Origin of the sequence: Zoogloea dura (genome assembly GCF_012927165.1) — a bacterium.
Lineage (GTDB): Bacteria > Pseudomonadota > Gammaproteobacteria > Burkholderiales > Rhodocyclaceae > Zoogloea > Zoogloea dura.
Map to the genome: position 1 here is coordinate 157,301 of NZ_JABBGA010000008.1, position 18,853 is coordinate 176,153.

Genomic DNA, 18,853 nt, shown 5'->3' on the forward strand with positions numbered 1-18,853 from the left:
CTAGCATCGGCCCATCTGAAAGACCCCGAGCCCCTCATGGATGTTTCCCGACGGCGGTTTCTCGGTGGGCGTGCGCCGCTTCCGGCGCCTTTCCGCCCGCCCTGGAGCCTGTCCGAGCCTCTCTTCCTCGATCGCTGCAGCCGCTGCGATGACTGCGTGAAAGCGTGTCCCACCGGCCTGCTGCAGCGGGGGGAGAGCGGCCATCCGGTGGCTGACTTCATGCAGGCCGCCTGCACCCTGTGCGGTGATTGCAGCCGGGCCTGTCCGACGGGAGCGATCGCCTCCCTCGACGGAGCCGACGTGCCGGGCCCCTGGTCTTTCGGCATTGCCATCGGCGAGGGCTGCCTGGCCCACCAGAACGTGGAGTGCCGCGTCTGCGGCGAAATCTGCGACACCGGTGCGATCCGTTTCCGGCCCCGCCTTGGCGGCGTGCCCCTGCCCGAGGTGGACAACACCTCATGCACCGGCTGCGGCGCCTGCCTGGCTCCCTGTCCCGTGGTCGCCATCCAGCGGGTGGCGACCCCCACTGCCCCGGAGGGCTCATGAACATCGTCAGTCTCGTCCTGCGCATCAAGCCGGAGACCCGTGCCGAGGCGGAAGCCGCCTTGTGTGCCTACCCCGGCGTCGAATGCCACGGCATGTCGGATGACGGCAAGCTCGTCGTCACCGTCGAGGATGCGGAAGGGGCGGCCATGTCCGACACCCTGATCGCCCTGCACCGGGTGCCCCAGGTGCTGGCCGCCACCCTGGCCTACGAGCACACCAACGTCCCCTCCGGTGACGCCCCCCTTTCGAATCAAGCGCAAGCAGCGCATTCCCCCTGCGAGGAGGCCCAATCATGAGCATCAATCGACGCGACTTCATCAAGACCCAGGCCATCGCCGCGGCCGCCGCCACGGCCGGCATCTCCGTGCCCGCCATCGCGGCGAAGAAGGACGAGGCCCCCGCCCCCGCCGAGAACGGCGCCGCCGTCCGCTGGGACAAGGCGCCCTGCCGCTTCTGCGGCACCGGCTGTTCGGTGCTGGTGGGCGTGCAGAACGGCCGCGTGGTGGCCACCCAGGGTGACCCGGACGCCGCGGTGAACCGCGGCCTCAACTGCATCAAGGGCTACTTCCTGTCCAAGATCATGTACGGCGAAGACCGCCTGACCCGCCCCATGCTGCGCATGAAGGACGGCAAGTACAGCAAGGATGGCGAATTCGCACCGATCAGCTGGAATCAGGCCTTCGACATCATGGCCGAGAAGTGGAAGGCCGCCCTCAAGGCCGAAGGCCCGGGCTCGATCGCCATGTTCGGCTCCGGCCAGTGGACCATCTTCGAGGGCTATGCCGCCTCCAAGCTGATGAAGGCCGGCTTCCGCTCCAACAACCTGGACCCCAACGCCCGCCACTGCATGGCCTCGGCGGTGACCGGCTTCATGCGCACCTTCGGCATGGACGAGCCGATGGGCTGCTACGACGACATCGAGCAGTCCGACGCCTTCGTGCTGTGGGGCTCCAACATGGCCGAGATGCACCCCATCCTGTGGACCCGCATCACCGACCGCCGCCTGACCAAGACCGACGTGCAGGTGCACGTGCTGTCCACCTTCGAGCACCGCAGTTTCGAGCTGGCCGACAACGGCATGGTCTTCGTGCCCAACACCGACCTGGCCATCCTCAACTACATCTGCAACCACATCATCCAGTCGGGCAAGGTCAACCAGGAGTTCGTGAAGAAGAACGTGAACTTCAAGATCGGCGAGACCGACATCGGCTTCGGCCTGCGTCCGGCCCACGCGCTGGAGAAGGATGCCAAGTTCAACGGCTATCCCGGCGCCGACGGCAAGCCCAAGAACAACCCCGGCGATGCCCGCCCGAGCAGCTTCGAGGAGTTCAAGAAGTTCGTCTCCGAATACACCCTCGAGAAGGTCTCCAAGCTCTCCGGCGTGCCCGCCGAGCGCCTCAAGAAGCTGGCCGAGCTGTATGCCGACCCGAACAAGAAGGTGGTCAGCTTCTGGACCATGGGCTTCAACCAGCACACCCGCGGCACCTGGGTGAACAACATGATCTACAACGTCCACCTGCTGGTGGGCAAGATCTCCACCCCGGGCTCCGGCCCCTTCTCCCTCACCGGCCAGCCCTCCGCCTGCGGCACCGCCCGGGAAGTGGGCACCTTCGCCCACCGCCTGCCGGCCGACATGCTGGTGACCAACCCCGAGCACCGCAAGCATGCCGAGGAGATCTGGCAGCTGCCGGAAGGCACCATCCCCGACAAGATCGGCCTGCACGCCGTGGCCCAGAGCCGCGCCCTGAAGGACAGCAAGCTCAAGTGCTACTGGACCAGCACCACCAACAACATGCAGGCGGGCCCCAACGTCAACCAGGAAATCTACCCGGGCTGGCGCAACCCGGCCGCCTTCGTGGTGGTCTCCGACGTGTACCCCACCGTATCTGCCCTGGCCGCCGACCTGATCCTGCCGGCCGCCATGTGGACCGAGAAGGAAGGCGCCTTCGGCAACGCCGAGCGGCGCACCCAGGTGTGGCGCCAGCAGGTCAAGGCGCCGGGCGAGGCCAAGTCCGACCTGTGGCAGTTCATGGAGTTTTCCAAGCGCTTCAAGGTGGAAGAGGTGTGGCCGGCCGAGCTGATCGCCAAGAAGCCCGAGCTGAAGGGCAAGACCCTGTTCGACGTGCTCTACGCCAACAAGGTGGTGAACAAGTTCCCGAAGAGTGACGTGCAGAAGGTGAACGAGCACGCCATCAAGGGCTACACCAACGACGAGGCCGAGGTGTACGGCTTCTACGTGCAGAAGGGCCTGTTCGAGGAGTACGCCCAGTTCGGCCGCGGTCACGGCCACGACCTGGCCCCCTTCGACGTTTATCACAAGGCCCGCGGCCTGCGCTGGCCGGTGGTGGATGGCAAGGAGACCCTGTGGCGCTACCGCGAAGGCTACGACCCCTACGTCAAGGCCGGCGAGGGCGTGAAGTTCTACGGTCACAAGGACGGCAAGGCGGTGATCTTCGCGCTGCCCTACCAGGACCCCCCCGAGAAGCCCGATGCCGAGTTCGACATGTGGCTGTGCACCGGCCGCGTGCTGGAACACTGGCACACCGGCTCGATGACCCGCCGGGTGCCCGAGCTGCACAAGGCGGTGCCGGAGGCCCAGATCTTCATGCACCCGGACGACGCCAAGAAGCGCGGCCTGCAGCGCGGCATGGTGGTCAAGGTGCTGTCGCGGCGCGGCGAGATGATCGGCCGCATCGAGACCAAGGGCCGCAACAAACCGCCGGTCGGGCTGATCTTCGTGCCCTTCTTCGACGAGTCGAAGCTGGTCAACAAGCTCACCCTTGATGCCACCTGCCCGATCTCGAAGCAGACCGACTTCAAGAAGTGCGCCGTCAAGGTGGTTCGCGCCTGACGTTTTCCATGGAGGCGGCTGCGGCCGCCCATGGGCTCACTGCGCCTTCCAGACACCGTCATGGACACCCCACGACCTCTCCGCCAGCCCGCCGCGGTGCCGCCACCGGTATCGGCGGCGCGGCGCAGGTTCATCAACAGCATCGCCGCGGCAGCGGGCGGTGGGTGTCTGCTCGCCCTCGGGGCGGGGCTGTATTCCCGTAGTGCGTCGGCCCTGCCGGCCCAGGCCCTGCGTCCGCCCGGCGCCCTGCCGGAAGCGGACTTCCTGGCGGCCTGCGTGCGCTGCGGCCTGTGTGTGCGCGACTGCCCCTACGACACCCTGAAACTGTCCGACCTGGGCGACCCGGTGCCCACCGGCACCCCCTATTTCCGTGCCCGCCAGATCCCCTGCGAGATGTGCGAGGACATTCCCTGCGTGAAGGCCTGCCCCACCGGGGCGCTGGACCGGCAGCTCACCGACATCAACCAGGCCCGCATGGGCCTCGCCGCGCTGGTGGACCACGAGAGCTGCCTCAATTTTCTCGGCCTGCGCTGCGACGTGTGCTACCGGGTCTGCCCGGTGATCGACAAGGCGATCACCCTGGAGCCCCAGCACAACCCGCGCTCCGACCGCCACGCCATGCTGCTGCCCACCGTCCATTCGGACGCCTGCACCGGCTGCGGCAAGTGCGAGAAATCCTGCGTGCTGCCCGAAGCGGCGATCAAGGTCTTCCCGCGCCAGCTGGCCCAGGGGGCGCTGCCCGCCCACTACCGCAAGGGCTGGGAGGAAAAGGCCCGCCACGGCGGGTCGCTGATCGGCGAACAGGTCGAGATGCCGGTGCGCGGCTTCGACGGCTCCACCGCCGGCCGGGCGCCCACCGAGTTGCCCACCGCGCCGTCGGCGCCGGTCGCTCCGGAGGCCGCACCCGCCATGCCGCCCAAGGCCACCCTGCCGGTACGGCCCGCGCCGCGGGGGGGCCTCGACTCCCACTGGAAGCCCTGATCATGGCCGCCACCGCGTCCACCTCCTCGCGCAGCCTGTGGCAGCGTCAGCGCTGGTTGATCCTGCGCCGCTGCAGCCAGGCGCTGATCCTGCTCGCCTTCCTCAGTGGCCCGTGGTTCGGGGTGTGGATCGCCAAGGGCAACCTGTCGTCCTCCCTGACCCTCGGCGTGCTGCCCCTCACCGATCCGCTGCTGGTGCTGCAGACCCTCGCCACCGGTCATCTGCCCTATTCCAGCGCCCTGATCGGTGCGGCCATCGTGCTGGCCTTCTACCTGCTGATCGGCGGGCGGGTGTTCTGCAGCTGGGTGTGCCCGGTGAACGTGGTCACCGACGCCGCCGCCTGGACGCGCCGCCGCCTCGGCATCAAGACCGGCCGGGTGCCCGACGCCAACACCCGCCTGTGGCTGCTCGCCGGCCTGCTGCTGGCCGCGGCCCTCACCGGCAGCCTGGCCTGGGAGTGGCTCAATCCGGTGTCGCTGCTGCACCGCGGCCTGATCTTCGGCATGGGCGGCGGGCTGATGGTGATCGCCGGCATCTTCATCTACGACGTGTTCGTGGCCAGCCGCGGCTGGTGCGGCCACCTGTGCCCGATGGGCGCCTTCTACGGCCTGCTCGGCCGCAAGGCCCTGCTGCGGGTCGCCGCGCCCGCCCGCAAGGCCTGCGACGACTGCATGGACTGCTTCACCGTCTGCCCCGAACCCCAGGTGATCCGTCCTGCCCTGAAGGCCGTCGGGCAGACCCACCCCCTGATCCTGGCGGCCGACTGCACCACCTGCGGCCGCTGTATCGATGTATGTGACAAACAGGTTTTCAAGATGACCCATAGGTTCGACCAAAGGAGCGAGTGATGAACAAGCCGACCTTCCCCTTCGCCCGCGCACGGGCTGCCGCCCTCGTCCTGGCCTTGCTGCCGGCCCTGCTCCTGCCCACCGCCGTACCGGCTGCCAGCGAGGCTCCGGTCAAGCTGCAGACCCTGCGGGGTGCCGAGATCAACGCCTCTGACCCGGAGGGCGACGGCACCCGCTATGGCCGCGACCAGGCACCCCTGCCGCGCGACTTCGTGCAGCAGCCGCCGTTGATCCCGCATGCCATCAAGGGTTACAACATCACCAAGAACTTCAACAAGTGCCTGGACTGCCACGCCTGGGCGCGCGCCAAGGAGACCGGCGCCACCAAGATCTCGGTGACCCACTTCAAGGACCGGGAAGGCCAGGAGCTGTCCAGCGTGTCGCCGCGCCGCTACTTCTGCAACCAGTGCCACGTGCCGCAGAGCGACGCCAAGCCGCTGGTCGGCAACACCTTCAAGCCCGGCACCGGCATGCGCTGACGCCTGGATAACGGGAGATCTGCAATGGATACCAACAAGAAAGGCCTGATCGGCCGCCTCCGCGCCACCGGCTGGGGCTTTGCCGCCATGCTGTTCATCGGCGGCATCCTGTTCTGGGGCGCCTTCAACACGGCCATGGAATGGACCAACCGGGAAGCGTTCTGCATCTCCTGCCACGAGATGAAGGACAACGTGTACCAGGAGTACCGCAGCACCATCCACGCCTCCAACCGCTCCGGCGTGCGGGCCACCTGCCCGGACTGCCACGTGCCCAAGGAGTGGGGCCCCAAGATGATCCGCAAGATCCAGGCGTCCAACGAGGTCCTGCACAAGATCCTCGGCTCCATCGACACACCCGAGAAGTTCAACGCCAAGCGCCTGGAACTGGCCAAGCATGAATGGGAACGGATGAAGAAGACCGACTCCCGCGAATGCCGCAACTGCCACAACTTCGACGGCTTCGACTACGCCGAGCAGGGCCGCCGCTCGTCCAAGATGCACCAGACCGGCCTCAACGAAGGCAAGACCTGCATCGACTGCCACAAGGGCATCGCCCACACCCTGCCCGAAGTGGAACAGGCCATCGGCGCGCCCAAGCACGGCGCCACCCCGGAAGAATTCCACCCGCCGGTGAAGCCCGAGGAAACCAAGCCCGAAGCCGACAAGTCCAAGAGCTAAGAAGGAACAAAGGGGGGAGAGAGCGCAGTACCGCCGGGTCGCAAGGCCTGGCAAAAGGGGAGTGGACGGGCCGCAATTGCGGCCCGTTCGCTTTTTGGGGGAGCCGCTTACCCTCGAAGGGCAGTGGGTTGTCTGCGGAGGGAAGCCAGTTCAAGCCGGACACGAAGCCACTGGCCCTGGAGGGAAGCTCGCCTCCCTCGGCGCCGGACTTGTTCACCTCGCGGGGAAACATGTTCACTCCGGAGACGAACTTGCTGGGCTCAAAGTCTGGCGAGTTCAGCTCCGAGCCCGGTGAGTTTCCATCGGAGCGGGGTGTCACCTCGGTCGGAGCCCAACTGACTGCCCTCCGAGGGAAACAAGTTGGGCTCGGAGGGTATCTCGACCTGTTGGCGACTCAGTGTGCCTGCCTGCGTCGCCGGGCCAGCACCATTCCGGCCAGGCCGGCAGCGGCAAGGGCCAGGGTGGCCGGCTCCGGAATGGCGGTGGCGTCGATCCGCACCCCCAGGTCCAGGTAGTCGAAGTAGTTGCGGCCCCAGTCGAGCCAGTCTCCCCCCGAGTGCTGGGCATATTCATCCAGCGGGTTCGGTGCCTTGCCCGGGTGGATGCCCTTGATGCCGCCGTCCGGCTCGAAGGACACCCAGTAGGTGCCGGGGCCGATGAGCCAGTCCAGGCCGAAGACGCCGTACCAGTCCAGGCTGCTCGCCCCGGGCAGTGCGTGGCTCTGGCTGAACAGCACGCTGCCCGGAATGTTGCCGGCGTCCTGGTGCAGGCGGATCGTCACCGAGCCTGGGGCATTTTCGATATTTGAGTAATAGCCTTCTATCGACTGAATCTTCTGCCCTGTGCTCACCGAGAACTCGCCGGCGAAGTACTGGGCGGGCTCGAAAGCCCAGGGCTCTCCGCTGATGCCGGGTCCGGTGTCCACGATGTAGGCCGCGGTGGCGGGCAGGGGGGACAGAAGCACCAGGACGGCCGTGCCGAGGCGTTGCAGGGGGTGCATGTGACGACTCCTCTGGAAGATGTGCATTGCGGACAGGCTTTCCTTCCCAGGCGGCGGCCGTCAGGCTCAGCGGTGCTTCTGCCGGAAGCCGTCCATGAACTCCACCAGCTTTTCCACCGCGTCCAGCCCCAGCCCGTTATAGAGCGAGGCGCGGATGCCACCGATGCTGCGGTGGCCGCCCAGCCCGGAGAAGCCGGCGGCTTGCGCGGCGCCGAGGAATTCGGCTTCCAGGCAGGGGGTTTCGAGGCGGAACACGGCGTTCATCAGGGAGCGGTCGGCGACGGCCGCGTGGCCCTTGTAGAAGCCGTCGCTGCTGTCCAGGGTCTGGTAGAGCAGGGCGGCCTTGGCCCGGTTCAGGCGGTCCATGGCGGCCAGGCCGCCAACCTGGTCGCGCAGCCAGCGGGTGACCAGCAGCACCACGTAGATGGCGAACACCGGCGGGGTGTTGAGGATGGAGTGGGCGGCGATCTGGGCCCGGTAGTCGAGGAAGCCGGGCAGGTTGTCCGGGGCTGCCTTGAGCAGGGCGTCCCTGAGCACCACTACGGTGACACCGGCTGGGCCGATGTTCTTTTGCGCGTGGGCGTAGATCATGTCGAAGCGCGAGTAGTCGCCGGGGGCGGACAGGAAGTCCGAGGACATGTCGCAGATGCGCGGTACGTCGTCGCGCCCGAGCATGCGGTGGAACTGCAGGCCCTCCACGGTCTCGTTGGAGACGTAGTGCAGGTAGGGGGCGTCGGCGTCGAAGTGCAGCTCGTCGTCCGTCGGGAGGCGCCGGAAGCCCTCTGCCGCACCGCTCCAGGCCACCCGCACGGGGCCCACGCGGCTGGCTTCGGGCAGGGCCTTGCCACTCCAGTAGCCGGTATGCAGGTAGTCGGCCGCGTGCTTGCGGCCGGCCAGCAGGGCCATCGGCAGCATGCTGAACTGCTGGGTGGCGCCGCCCTGCAGGAACAGCACGTGGTAGTCGGCGGGCAGCCCCAGCAGGCTGCGGATGTTGTCTTCCAGCTCGGCCACCACTGCGGCGAACCAGTCGGAGCGGTGGCTGATGCCGAGGATGGACAGGCCCACGCCGGGCACGCTGGCGATGGATTCCTGGACCTGTTGCAGCACCGCGGCGGGCAGCACGCCCGGCCCACCTGAGAAGTTGAGGGCGTTGCGCGGGTTGGCGGCGGGGTTGAGTGCGTGGGCTGGGCGGTTCATGCGGACGGGTTGGCGCTCTCGGGCTGGGGGCGCCGGGCGGCGCGGGCGGCCAGGCAGGCCTCGAAGGCGTGCCGGACCTTGAGCATGTGGGTCTGCTTGTAGGGGAACAGGTCTGCCGGGTCCATGGCGTGCACCACCATGGCGTGGTCCATCTCGAAGACCAGCAGTTGGCCGTCGCGGGTTTCGGCGCAGTCGATGCAAAGATAGTCCAGGCCGGAGCGGCGGTATACGGCCTCCAGCGCCGGGGCGTGGCGCCGCGCGAAGTCGGCGAAGTGCTCCATGAAGGCCTGCTCCTCGGCGCGCTTGGCGGCGTCCTCGTACATCCCGGCGTTGAGGTAGTGGATCATCCAGTGGCTCGAGACGCCCATGTGACAGGCGAAGGGCTGGCCGTCGATGAGGGCCACGCGGTATTTGCGGAAGCGCCCGTCGGTGCCGCTGTAGTCGATGAAGCGGGACAGGTAGAACTCCGTCTCGCTGACCCGCGACAGGTAGCCGGGGATGTCGTCAGCCGAGTCGAGGCGGTCCAGGTCGCGCCCGGCCTGGGAGCCGATCGGGCGCAGGATGATCGGGAAGCTGCAGCCCTCGAAGACGTCTTCGATGCGCGCCGTGCCCATCACCATCGCCACCAGGGTGGCCCGGGAGACCAGGCGGGTGGGCGGCATGAGCAGGCCGGGGACGTCGCCGAGCAGGGCGCTGGCGCGGCCGCGTTCGGTGTTGCGGATGGCCGCCGGGGTGTTGATCACCGGGCACGGCCAGTCGGCCAGCAGAAACTCCAGGGCGTCCAGGATGGGGCGGGTGTCGGTGGTGTCGGAGAGGGCCAGCAGCAGCACGTCGTGTTCCGGCAGGCCCGCCGGCAGGGGCATGTCGGGGGTGGCGTAGGCGTAGACGAGATCGATGTCCTCGCTCTTCTCGAGCAGGCAGTCCACCGGGGTGTTCTCTGCCAGGTCGCCCGCCGACAGCAGCACCAGCAGCCGCAGCCGGGCCGGCTGGTGCTGGGCCGGCAGGGCATGGATGCGCTGCATCTGCAGGGCCTGCTCCTGCATGGTCAGGCCCAGCTGGCGCTCGCCGATGGCAAAGAAGGCGGTGGACAGGTTCATCCACAGGGACGGGTTGTCCTCGTCCTGGCCTGCCTTGTCGAGCAGCGCCTGGGCGATCTGGCGCAGATCGGCGCCGTTGATGCTCAGGCGCAGGAAAGGGGCGAGGCCGAGAAAGTCGTTTTCAGTTCGGGAGGGCATGGGCTCGGAAGAGGCGGGTTGCGGGTGTCCGGCAGGTGGCTGCGGGGCCCGATTATCAGCCCTGGCCACGGGCTTGACTACTGCGGGCGCAAGGCTGATCCGGCTGGATTGACCCGAGTCAAGGACGTGGACCCCACCGATCCGGAATATCCGCCCCAAGCTGCGCCGTGCAGCGATGCCATCCAGGGAGGTTCCATGAGCGGGACATTCACAAAATCCATGGCGCGAAACATCTTTTACGGGGGCACCGTGTTTTTTGCGCTCCTGTTCCTCGCGCTGACCTTCGATTCGATGCAGACCCTGCCCAAGCGCGACAACCGGGCCAACCTGACACCGGCCGTTGTGGCGGGCAAGAAGGTCTGGGAAGTGAACAACTGCATCGGTTGTCACACCTTGCTGGGCGAGGGCGCCTACTTCGCGCCTGAGCTGGGCAACGTCTACAAGCGCCGCGGGCCTGAATTCATCAAGGCCTGGATCCAGTCCCAGCCCACGGGTGCCCCGGGGCGCCGGCAGATGCCCAATTTCCATCTGACCGAGCAGCAATTGAACGACCTGGTGGAGTTCCTGAAGTACAGCTCAGAGATCAATACCGCCAACTGGCCGCCCAACATCGAAGGCTGATCGCCGATCCGAAAGGGAGTGACAAGCATGCAATATTCCTCGCAGTCGGTCGCGAAACCGTACTTCATCGCGGCCATAGGGCTCTTCGTCGGACAGGTGCTGTTCGGGCTCATCATGGGCCTGCAGTACGTGATCGGCGATTTCCTGTTCCCCGCCATCCCGTTCAACGTGGCGCGGATGGTGCACACCAACCTGTTGATCGTGTGGCTGCTGTTCGGTTTCATGGGCGCGGCTTACTACATGATCCCGGAGGAAACCGAGACGGAGCTGTATTCGCCAAAGCTGGCGATAGCGATGTTCTGGGTCTTCCTGGTTGCCGGTGCGGCGACCATCCTGGGTTACCTGCTGGTGCCCTACGCCACCCTGGCCAAGTTCACCGGTAACGACATCCTCGAGACCATGGGCCGGGAGTTCCTGGAGCAGCCGCTGCTGACCAAGATCGGCATCGTGGTGGTGGCCCTGGTGTTCCTGTTCAACCTCACCATGACCATGCTGCGGGGCCGCAAGACCTCCATCAGCCTGGTGCTGATGATGGGCCTGTGGGGCCTGGCGGTGTTCTTCCTGTTCTCTTTCTACAACCCCCACAACCTGGTGCTGGACAAGTACTTCTGGTGGTGGGTTGTGCACCTCTGGGTGGAAGGCGTGTGGGAACTGATCCTCGGCTCCTTGCTGGCCTTCGTGCTGATCAAGGTGACCGGTGTGGACCGCGAAGTGATCGAGAAGTGGCTGTACGTGATCATCACCCTGACCCTCATCACCGGCATCATCGGTACCGGTCACCACTACTTCTGGATCGGCACGCCGGAGTACTGGCAGTGGTGGGGTTCGGTGTTCTCCGCGCTGGAGCCGATTCCCTTCTTCGCCATGACCGTGTTTGCCTTCAACATGGTGAACCGCCGCCGTCGCGAGCACCCCAACAAGGCTGCCACCCTGTGGGCCCTGGGCACCGGCGTGATGTCCTTCCTCGGTGCCGGCGTGTGGGGCTTCCTGCATACCCTGGCTCCGGTGAACTACTACACCCACGGCACCCAGATCACCGCCGCCCACGGCCACATGGCCTTCTACGGTGCTTATGCGATGGTCGTGCTGTGCATCATCAGCTATGCCATGCCCATCCTGCGCGGCCGGGCTGCCAACAGCGAGAAGTCCCAGGTGATGGAGATGTGGGCCTTCTGGCTGATGACCGTGGCGATGGTCTTCATCACCCTGTTCCTCACCGCTGCGGGCATCCTGCAGGTCTGGCTGCAGCGTTACAGCAGCACGCCGATCCCCTTCATGGCGGCCCAGGACCAGGTGGCGATCTTCTACTGGCTGCGTGAAGGTGCCGGCCTGATGTTCTTCACCGGCCTGGTGGTGTACATCATCAGCTTCTTCGTGAGTGGCGAGTCGAAGGCGCGCACGGCCTGATCCTCCCCGTTCCGCAGCATCACCGAGCCCGGCCTCGTGCCGGGCTTTTTCATTCAGGTCCGGAGAAAAGTCCTTTGAGTGTCATGGCCTTGTGAAACAGTCCTCAAGAAGGAGTGGCTTATTGACGTAGATCAAAGGAGAAACAACTTTTTACTGGTGTGAAACATGGCCTGGAAAGACCTCGGTCTGCGGACCCGATTGATCGCCGCGACGGTGTCCACCGTCGTGCTTGGATTTACCCTTACCCTGGGAATCGTCACTTCAAAGAGCTATGACGCCGCGCGCCAGGAGGGCGAAGCCCTGGCGCAGGCCGAGGCCGGCAACGCCGCCGGCCAGATCCAGTCGCGGCTGGGGCGCGCGATGACGGTGTCGCGCAGCCTGGCCTATGCCCTGGAAGGCATGGACAAGGCTGGCGAGCACAGCCGCAGCGGCGTGAATGCGGTGCTGCGCCACGGCCTCGAGTCCCAGCCCGAGCTGCTGGGCCTGTATACCGGCTGGGAGCCCGATGCCTTCGACGGCGACGACAAGCGTTTCGCCGGCAAGGAGGGCCACGACGACAGCGGCCGCTTCATCCCCTACTGGCACCGGGGTTCCGGCCAGCCGGCCCTGGAGCCGCTGGTTGACTACACCAAGGACGGCGCCGGCGACTACTACCTGCTGCCCAAGCGCAGCGGCAAGGCTCAGCTCGTCGACCCCTACTTCTATGCCCTGGGCGGCAAGCAGGTGCTGATCACTTCGCTGGTCCAGCCGGTGATGCGGGCGGGGCGCTTCGTCGGCATTGCCGGCGTGGACATCGCCCTCGATGCGCTGCAGAAGGAGCTGGGCGCGATCCGGCCGCTGGGCGTCGGGCACGTTGCGCTGTATGCGGGCTCCGGACTCGTCGTCTCCCATCCGGACTCCGCCTTGCTCGGCAAGCCTGCCAGCCTGCCCGCGGAGGTGGCCAGCGCACTCAAGGAAGGGCGCCCGCTGCGCTGGGCCGACAAGGACGGCATGGTGAATTTCCTGGTGCCGATCCGCGTCGACGGCCTGGATGCCCACTGGGGTACCGTGGTCAGCGTGCCCGATGCGGCCATCGTGGCCTCCGCCGAGACGGTGCGCACCACCGCCATCCTCTTCGGGGTGGTCAGCGTGCTGTTGATCTCGGGCGTGCTCTACGCCCTGCTCACCGCCCTTACCCGCCCGCTGGCGCGCCTGTCGGCGGCCATGGCCGAACTGGCCAGCGGCGACGCCGACCTGACGCGCCGGGTGCCCATCGAGCGGAATGACGAACTGGGGCGCACCGCCGCCTCCCTCAACACCTTCCTGGACCGCCTGCAGGGCATGTTCCGGGAAGTCCGGGACGAGAGCGTGGCGCTGGCCGGCGGTCTGCGTTCGGTGGCGGCGTCCACCGGCCAGGTGGCGGAAAGCTCGCGCACGGTGGCCGACACCACCAGCGAGAACGCCGCCACCATCGAGGAGATCACCGTTTCCAGCGGCCACATCGCCGACCACGCGCGGGAAGCCGACGAGGTCATGCTGGCCACCCGCGCGCAGTCGCGCCGCAGTGGCGAGGCCGTGCGCGCCATGGAAGGGCAGATGCGCAGCATCGGCGCGACCATCGAGCAGCTGGCTACGGCCCTGGGTGGCGTGGCCTCCCGCTCCCAGCAGGTGGCAGGGGTGGTCCAGGTGATCCGCGAGGTGGCCGACCAGACCAATCTGCTGGCCCTCAATGCGGCCATCGAAGCGGCCCGTGCCGGCGAGCAGGGGCGCGGCTTTGCCGTGGTGGCCGACGAGGTGCGCAAGCTGGCCGAGCGCACCGGCTCTGCCACGCTCGAGATCAGCTCGACCATCGAGTTCATGCGCAACGAGATGGAGCAGGCGGTCAGCGGCATGAACGGTACCCGCCAGGAGGTGGAGAACGGCATCGCCAGCGCCAGCGTGGTGGCCCGCGAGATCACCACCATCGACGACAGCATGGACGCGGCGGCCGGCCGGGTTCGGGAGATCGCCGAAGCGACCCGCGAACAGTCGGCGGCCACCACGGCCCTGGCCCGCTCCGTGGAGCTCACCTCCAACATGGTCCAGAGCACCGACAGCGCCATCCAGGAAAGCTCCAGCACCGTGTCCAGGCTGGAGCAGACCTCCGGTCGCCTGGGCGACCTGGTGTCGCGCTTCCGGCTCTGAGAGGCACCAGGCTGGTGCCTCCGGACTGCCTGGCGCCCCGGAATGGGGGCGTGGGCGCAGGGGAGTGCCGGATTATCCGCATCGGATAGTCCGGCCAGATCCCCGCCAGGCCCCTTCTCCGGGCCCGTGATGGCCCGGAGAAGGGCGCCACACCACGATCGGCACAAGATTTGCTGCATGTGCACATCCGCCTGACCAGGCGATGTGCCATTGAGGACTTTCATGCCGGCAAGCTGTGCCAGACGCCCTTCCCGATACCTGCCCCTTCTTCTGTTGGCGCTTCCTTTGGGCGCCCATGCCCAGGGCAGCAGTGGGCCCGATGCGGGTCATACGGCCTGGATGCTGGTGGCGACGGCCCTTGTGATGTTGATGACACTGCCGGGGCTGGCCCTGTTCTACGGCGGCATGGTGCGCCAGAAGAACGTGCTGGCCACCATGACCCAGACCTTTTCCATTGCCGCGGTGGTGACCCTCACCTGGTGCGCCCTGGGCTACAGCCTGGCCCTGCGGCCGGGCTCCGGCTTTGTCGGCGGGCTGGATCGCCTGTTCCTGGGCGGCCTCGGCGTGGACTCCTTGAGCGGTGATGCGGCCCATGCGATTCCCGAATCCGTGTTCGCCATGTTCCAGCTCAGCTTCGCGATCATCACCACGGCCCTGGTGCCGGGGGCCTTCGCCGAGCGCATGCGCTTCCCCGCCGTGCTGCTGTTCGCGGCCTTGTGGTCGGTGCTGGTGTATGCCCCGGTGGCCCACTGGGTGTGGGCGCCCGAGGGCTGGCTGGCCCGCCTGGGGGCGCTGGACTTCGCAGGTGGGACGGTAGTGCATGTCAATGCGGGGGTGGCCGGCCTGGTCTGCGCCCTCTACATCGGGCCGCGCAGCGGCTATGGCCGTCAGGCGATGACGCCCTACAACCTGGCCCTGACCCTGGCTGGTGCGGCCCTGTTGTGGATCGGCTGGTTCGGCTTCAATGCCGGCTCTGCGCTGGCTGCCGACGGACGCGCCGGCATGGCGATGCTGGTCACCCAGCTGGCGGCGGCCACCGCCGCGGTGGCCTGGACGGGCGCCGAATGGTTGTCGCGCGGCCGCCCCAGCGCCCTCGGTCTGGTGTCCGGCGCGGTGGGGGGGCTGGTTGCCATCACCCCGGCCTCCGGCTTCGTGACGCCGAGCTCCGCTTTGCTCATCGGCCTGGTGGCCGGGGTGGGCTGCTACCTGGGCGCCACCTCCCTGAAACGCCTGCTCCGCTGCGACGATGCGCTGGATGCCTTTGGCATTCACGGGGTCGGCGGCATTCTCGGGGCCGTGCTGACCGGCTGGCTGGCAAACCCGGCGGTCGGCGGCGCGCATGGCGACATCCTGGCTCAGCTGGCGGGTGTCGGGGCCACCGTGGTTTACAGCGGCATGATGACCCTCGCCATCCTGATCCTGGTGAACCGGATGGTCGGGCTGCGCGTCAGCGAGAGCACCGAAACGGACGGGCTGGATCTCGTCGAACACGGCGAAGCGGTCGCCTGACCGGTCGCCTTCCGCATTCCGAACCTGAAGGAGCTTCCATGGAATCCGATTCCGTCATCTACGGCCTGCTTGGACGCATCCACCTGTTGCTGCGGCGGGTGACCAACCGCATCACCGACGTGGAGTACATGCGGGTGAACAAGGACTACGCCCGGGAGGTGCTGCAACTGGCGCTGGCCACGGGACACCCGGAGCTGGCCGAGCTGTGCGCCCGCCTGCGGACCGCCATGGAGCTGGACGAAGCGCCGCCGGAGCTGGAGGTGGCCGGACCGGGCCTGCTCGACAGGTTGCGCGCCGCACGTCCCAAGGCGACCCATCCCACCGAGCGTTACGTGGGCTCCCTGCGCTGAGGCTCCGACACCATGCCGCCTGGGGGGGCGGACCTGCGGAGGGTTCAGCCGCGGCGCCGGTTGGCACCAAAGGGGCGCCGGCCGGGGCCGCGGCCACGCTGGGCGTCCTCGTCCACCTTGGGCTTGGGCATCAGCAGGTTCTTGCCGCCCTGCTTGGCGGCCACGGCATGCGCGGCCATGGCTTCCTCGAACTGCTCCGTGCTCATCGGCACCGACGGGCTCTTCTCGGCCGGCATATAGGCCGACAGGCGTTCCCGGACCAGGAAGACCCGCTCGCTGGTGTCGGCCTTCTTGGGGAGCTTTTCACCGAGGGCCTGGCCCGCCGGGGTCAGGGCATAGCCGCCCTCGGCCGCGACGATCAGGCCGTGGGTGGCAAAGCGCCGGAAGGACTCCGCCCACAGGTTGCCCGAGGTGACCGGGCAGCCCAGCACATCGGCGGCGGCCACGATCTCGACCAGCTCGGCAGGCCGCCTTTTGGAGGCAATCAGGGTGGCCAGCAGCAACTGGGCGTCGATATCGTTGGTCGGGTACATGGTGGGGCCTTCGTGCCGGTTGATCCTCAAGGCGTGCAATGATGCCTCAATCGGGCCCTCTTCCGCGCAGGTAATGTCAGGTCGCGGCATCCGCCGGGGGCCAGGGCAGTACATGCTGCAGCTCGGCGGGCGTCAGCGGCTCGATCCACTCGAGCTGTTTTTCAAGGACCGCCACGGTGGCTTCGGAGGCGTCGCCACGCCGTTTCTCGAGGCGCTCGGCGAGAGTTTCAAAAGGTGCCGTGCAGGCCAGTATGGCAAAGCTGGCGCCATGGTTGGCCGCCAGGGTGTGGAAGTCGTCCCGCTCCGCCCGCTTCAGGAAGGCCGCGTCGATGATCAAGGACCAGCCCGCGTCGAGGATCATGGCGGTCTGCCGGGCCAGCCGGGAGAAGGTGCGGCGGGTGGCGTCCGGCGTATAGATGCTGGCCCCCGGCGAGCTGTCGCTGCGGGCCAGCGGGGCCAGGCCGTGCAGGCGCTTGCGCTCCACGTCGGAGCGCAAGCACAGGGTGGCCGCCCGGGGATCGGCCGTCAGCAACTGGCGGCTGTGGGTGGTCTTGCCCGAGCCGGACAGACCGTAGGTGATCACCAGGCGGGGCGGCGGCGGGCAGGTCAGGTGTTCGGCCAGCGCCAGATAGCGCTCCAGGCCGGCCGGGTCGCCGGACAGGGCAGCCACCTTGGCGCGCACCATCGCCTTGTACACCGCGTAAAAGCGCAGCACCGGCACGGCCTCGTAATCCCCCGATTCACTCAGCCATTCGTTGAGCAGCCAGCCGGCCAGGTCGGGGCGGCCCCGGTCGAGCAGGTCCATCCAGGTGAAGGCCAGCTCCGAGGCCACGTCGATCCAGCGCAGGCTGTCGTTGAATTCGATGCAGTCGAAGGGGGTGACCTGCCCGCCCAGCAGCACCAGGTTGCCCAGGTGCAGATCGCCGTGGCCCTCGCGGATGCGGCCCTGGGCCTTGCGCGCCGCGAAGCTGTCGCGCAGGCGCGCGAACTCGTTGCGGGTCCAGCCGGCCAGGCAGTCCAGGCGGTTGCTTGCGGCGGGGGCGAGGCTGAGCAGGGCGGTGAAGTTGTCCATGGCCGGCCCCATGACCTCCCCGGGTTCGCCGAAGGGGCTGGCCGGCCCGGCCACCGGGGCCTGGCGCTGGAAGGCGTGGACCACCCGGGCCAGGCCACTCAGGTGGGCGGGGCTCAGGGCGCCGCGCTCGCAGACATGGTCCAGGCGCTGGCCCTCGTCGAAGCGGCGCATCTTCACGGCCCATTCGCCGCTGTCGTCCACCGGCTCCAGGCCCAGGTAGAGGTCGGGGGCGAAGACCCGGTTCAGGCGCAGCTCCTCGGTGCAGTTGAAGTGGCGCTTGGCCGGGGTGCTGTAGTCGAGGAAGGGCAGGCTGAGCGGCTTCTTGATCTTCCAGGCGAAGCCGTCGGCCAGCAGGAGCCAGGAAATGTGCGTCTCGACGACCTCCGCGCCGAGCCGCGCCCGGAAGCGTTCCAGCCAGTCGGGCAGGGGTGTGCTCATGCGACCCACCAGTAACGGACGATGTGGAAGAAGATGGGCGCCGAGAAGCTGATCGAATCCACCCGGTCGAGCATGCCGCCGTGCCCCTCGATCATCGAGCCCCAGTCCTTGACACCCCGGTCGCGCTTGATGGCCGACAGGACAAAGCCGCCGAAGAAGCCCATCACGTTGATGACCAGGGCGATCAGCGCGGCCTCCAGTACCGTGAAGGGGGTGATCCACCACAGGGCGGCGCCCACCGCGGTGGAGGTGAGCACCCCGCCCACCAGGCCCTCGACGGTCTTCGACGGGGAAATCGCCGGCGACACCTTGCGCTTGCCGATGAGCTTGCCCCACACGTACTGGAACACGTCGCTGGACTGCACGGTGAGCACCAGGAAGACGATCAGCAGCATGTTGCGCCCGGCGTAGCCGTCGATATCCAGGGTGAGCAGGGCCGGCACGTGAGACAGGCAGTACACGCAGATCATCAGCCCCCACTGGACCTTGGCAGCCCGCTCCAGGAAGCGCGTGGTGTCGGCTCCCAGGGAAGCGGAAATGGGCAGCAGCAGGAAGGCATAGACCGGGATCAGGATGGAGAACAGCCCGTACCAGTCGATGCCGATCAGGATGTACTGGGCCGGCAGGAAGACGAAGAAGCTCCACAGCAGGGCGCGGTGGTCGCCGATGCGGGTGTGGGTGAGGGAGATGAACTCCCGCAGGCACTGGAAGGAGATGAAGGCGAACAGCGCGATCACGCCGCCCTTGCCGAGCCAGATGGCTGCGCCGATCAGGGCGATCATGGCCCACCAGGCCTTGATGCGGGCGTTGAGGTTGTCGATGACGCCGTGGGGGGCGCCGGGCGAGATGCGCCACTTGAGGCCGGCGCCGATCAGGCTGAAGACCGCCAGCAGCCCGAAGATCCCGGCAAAGACGGTGAAGAGGTCGGAGGAGGCGTTCATGGCG

The 18,853-nt window shown here is 67.5% G+C and carries 18 protein-coding genes; 12 read left to right on the forward strand and 6 right to left on the reverse strand.

Going from position 1 to position 18,853, the window contains the following annotated elements:
- Positions 1-36 precede the first annotated feature (36 nt).
- The 7 genes from napF to HHL15_RS12220 are packed head-to-tail and all read left to right on the forward strand — an operon-like array spanning position 37 to position 6,383.
- A complete protein-coding gene (gene napF, locus HHL15_RS12190) occupies positions 37-546 on the forward strand; it encodes a ferredoxin-type protein NapF (RefSeq protein ID WP_169146040.1) in 510 nt (169 codons plus the stop codon).
- Positions 543-842 carry a chaperone NapD gene (locus tag HHL15_RS12195; protein ID WP_169146041.1) on the forward strand — a complete coding sequence of 100 codons (300 nt, stop codon included), beginning with the start codon at positions 543-545 and terminating at the stop codon, positions 840-842. Before napF ends, HHL15_RS12195 begins: the two co-directional genes overlap by 4 nt.
- Positions 839-3,397: a nitrate reductase catalytic subunit NapA gene (gene napA / locus HHL15_RS12200; protein WP_169146042.1), complete on the forward strand. Its 2,559-nt coding sequence runs from the start codon at positions 839-841 to the stop codon at positions 3,395-3,397. The genes HHL15_RS12195 and napA overlap by 4 nt, the downstream gene beginning before the upstream one ends.
- A gap of 60 nt (positions 3,398-3,457) precedes the next feature.
- Positions 3,458-4,378, forward strand: a complete 921-nt coding sequence (gene napG / locus HHL15_RS12205) for a ferredoxin-type protein NapG (RefSeq protein WP_169146043.1) — start codon at positions 3,458-3,460, stop codon at positions 4,376-4,378.
- Positions 4,379-4,380: 2 nt separating this feature from the next.
- Positions 4,381-5,226, forward strand: coding sequence for a quinol dehydrogenase ferredoxin subunit NapH (gene napH / locus HHL15_RS12210; protein WP_169146044.1), 846 nt, complete (start codon positions 4,381-4,383; stop codon positions 5,224-5,226).
- Positions 5,226-5,705, forward strand: coding sequence for a nitrate reductase cytochrome c-type subunit (locus HHL15_RS12215; protein ID WP_169146045.1), 480 nt, complete (start codon positions 5,226-5,228; stop codon positions 5,703-5,705). The genes napH and HHL15_RS12215 overlap by 1 nt, the downstream gene beginning before the upstream one ends.
- A 24-nt stretch (positions 5,706-5,729) precedes the next feature.
- Positions 5,730-6,383 (forward strand): NapC/NirT family cytochrome c, encoded by a 654-nt coding sequence (locus tag HHL15_RS12220; RefSeq protein ID WP_169146046.1) that lies wholly within the window; start codon positions 5,730-5,732, stop codon positions 6,381-6,383.
- 394 nt (positions 6,384-6,777) lie between these two features.
- Here HHL15_RS12220 and HHL15_RS12225 read toward each other — a convergent pair whose 3' ends face one another.
- The 3 genes from HHL15_RS12225 to HHL15_RS12235 all read right to left on the reverse strand — a co-directional run bounded on the left by HHL15_RS12225 (position 6,778) and on the right by HHL15_RS12235 (position 9,815).
- Complete coding sequence (locus HHL15_RS12225) at positions 6,778-7,383, reverse strand: PEP-CTERM sorting domain-containing protein (RefSeq protein ID WP_235943366.1); 606 nt, start codon at positions 7,381-7,383, stop codon at positions 6,778-6,780.
- A 66-nt stretch (positions 7,384-7,449) separates the two neighbouring features.
- A complete protein-coding gene (locus HHL15_RS12230) occupies positions 7,450-8,580 on the reverse strand; it encodes a phosphoserine transaminase (protein WP_169146048.1) in 1,131 nt (376 codons plus the stop codon).
- Entirely contained in the window at positions 8,577-9,815 is a 1,239-nt protein-coding gene (locus HHL15_RS12235) for an ATP-grasp domain-containing protein (RefSeq protein WP_169146049.1), read from the reverse strand. Before HHL15_RS12235 ends, HHL15_RS12230 begins: the two co-directional genes overlap by 4 nt.
- Positions 9,816-10,010: 195 nt before the next feature.
- Here HHL15_RS12235 and HHL15_RS12240 point away from each other — a divergent pair, with 195 nt between their 5' ends.
- The 5 genes from HHL15_RS12240 (at position 10,011) to HHL15_RS12260 (ending at position 15,865) form a co-directional block, all read left to right on the forward strand.
- On the forward strand, positions 10,011-10,436 hold the full coding sequence (locus HHL15_RS12240) for a c-type cytochrome (RefSeq protein ID WP_169146050.1): 426 nt from the start codon (positions 10,011-10,013) through the stop codon (positions 10,434-10,436).
- 27 nt (positions 10,437-10,463) lie between these two features.
- The gene (locus tag HHL15_RS12245; protein WP_169146051.1) at positions 10,464-11,843 is read left to right on the forward strand and encodes a cbb3-type cytochrome c oxidase subunit I; all 1,380 of its coding nucleotides are present in this window, start codon (positions 10,464-10,466) and stop codon (positions 11,841-11,843) included.
- Between the two features lie 165 nt (positions 11,844-12,008).
- A complete protein-coding gene (locus HHL15_RS12250) occupies positions 12,009-14,006 on the forward strand; it encodes a methyl-accepting chemotaxis protein (RefSeq protein WP_169146052.1) in 1,998 nt (665 codons plus the stop codon).
- A 339-nt stretch (positions 14,007-14,345) separates the two neighbouring features.
- Positions 14,346-15,515 carry an ammonium transporter gene (locus tag HHL15_RS12255; protein ID WP_206198738.1) on the forward strand — a complete coding sequence of 390 codons (1,170 nt, stop codon included), beginning with the start codon at positions 14,346-14,348 and terminating at the stop codon, positions 15,513-15,515.
- Between the two features lie 38 nt (positions 15,516-15,553).
- A complete protein-coding gene (locus tag HHL15_RS12260) occupies positions 15,554-15,865 on the forward strand; it encodes a hypothetical protein (protein WP_169146054.1) in 312 nt (103 codons plus the stop codon).
- 44 nt (positions 15,866-15,909) lie between these two features.
- Here the strand turns inward: HHL15_RS12260 and HHL15_RS12265 are convergent, their stop codons facing one another.
- The 3 genes from HHL15_RS12265 to HHL15_RS12275 form a co-directional block, all read right to left on the reverse strand.
- Positions 15,910-16,398, reverse strand: coding sequence for a hypothetical protein (locus tag HHL15_RS12265; RefSeq protein WP_169146055.1), 489 nt, complete (start codon positions 16,396-16,398; stop codon positions 15,910-15,912).
- Between the two features lie 76 nt (positions 16,399-16,474).
- Positions 16,475-17,908 (reverse strand): bifunctional aminoglycoside phosphotransferase/ATP-binding protein, encoded by a 1,434-nt coding sequence (locus HHL15_RS12270; RefSeq protein ID WP_169146056.1) that lies wholly within the window; start codon positions 17,906-17,908, stop codon positions 16,475-16,477.
- The gene (locus tag HHL15_RS12275) at positions 17,905-18,849 is read right to left on the reverse strand and encodes a phosphatidate cytidylyltransferase (RefSeq protein WP_169146057.1); all 945 of its coding nucleotides are present in this window, start codon (positions 18,847-18,849) and stop codon (positions 17,905-17,907) included. The genes HHL15_RS12270 and HHL15_RS12275 overlap by 4 nt, the downstream gene beginning before the upstream one ends.
- Positions 18,850-18,853: the final 4 nt, after the last annotated feature.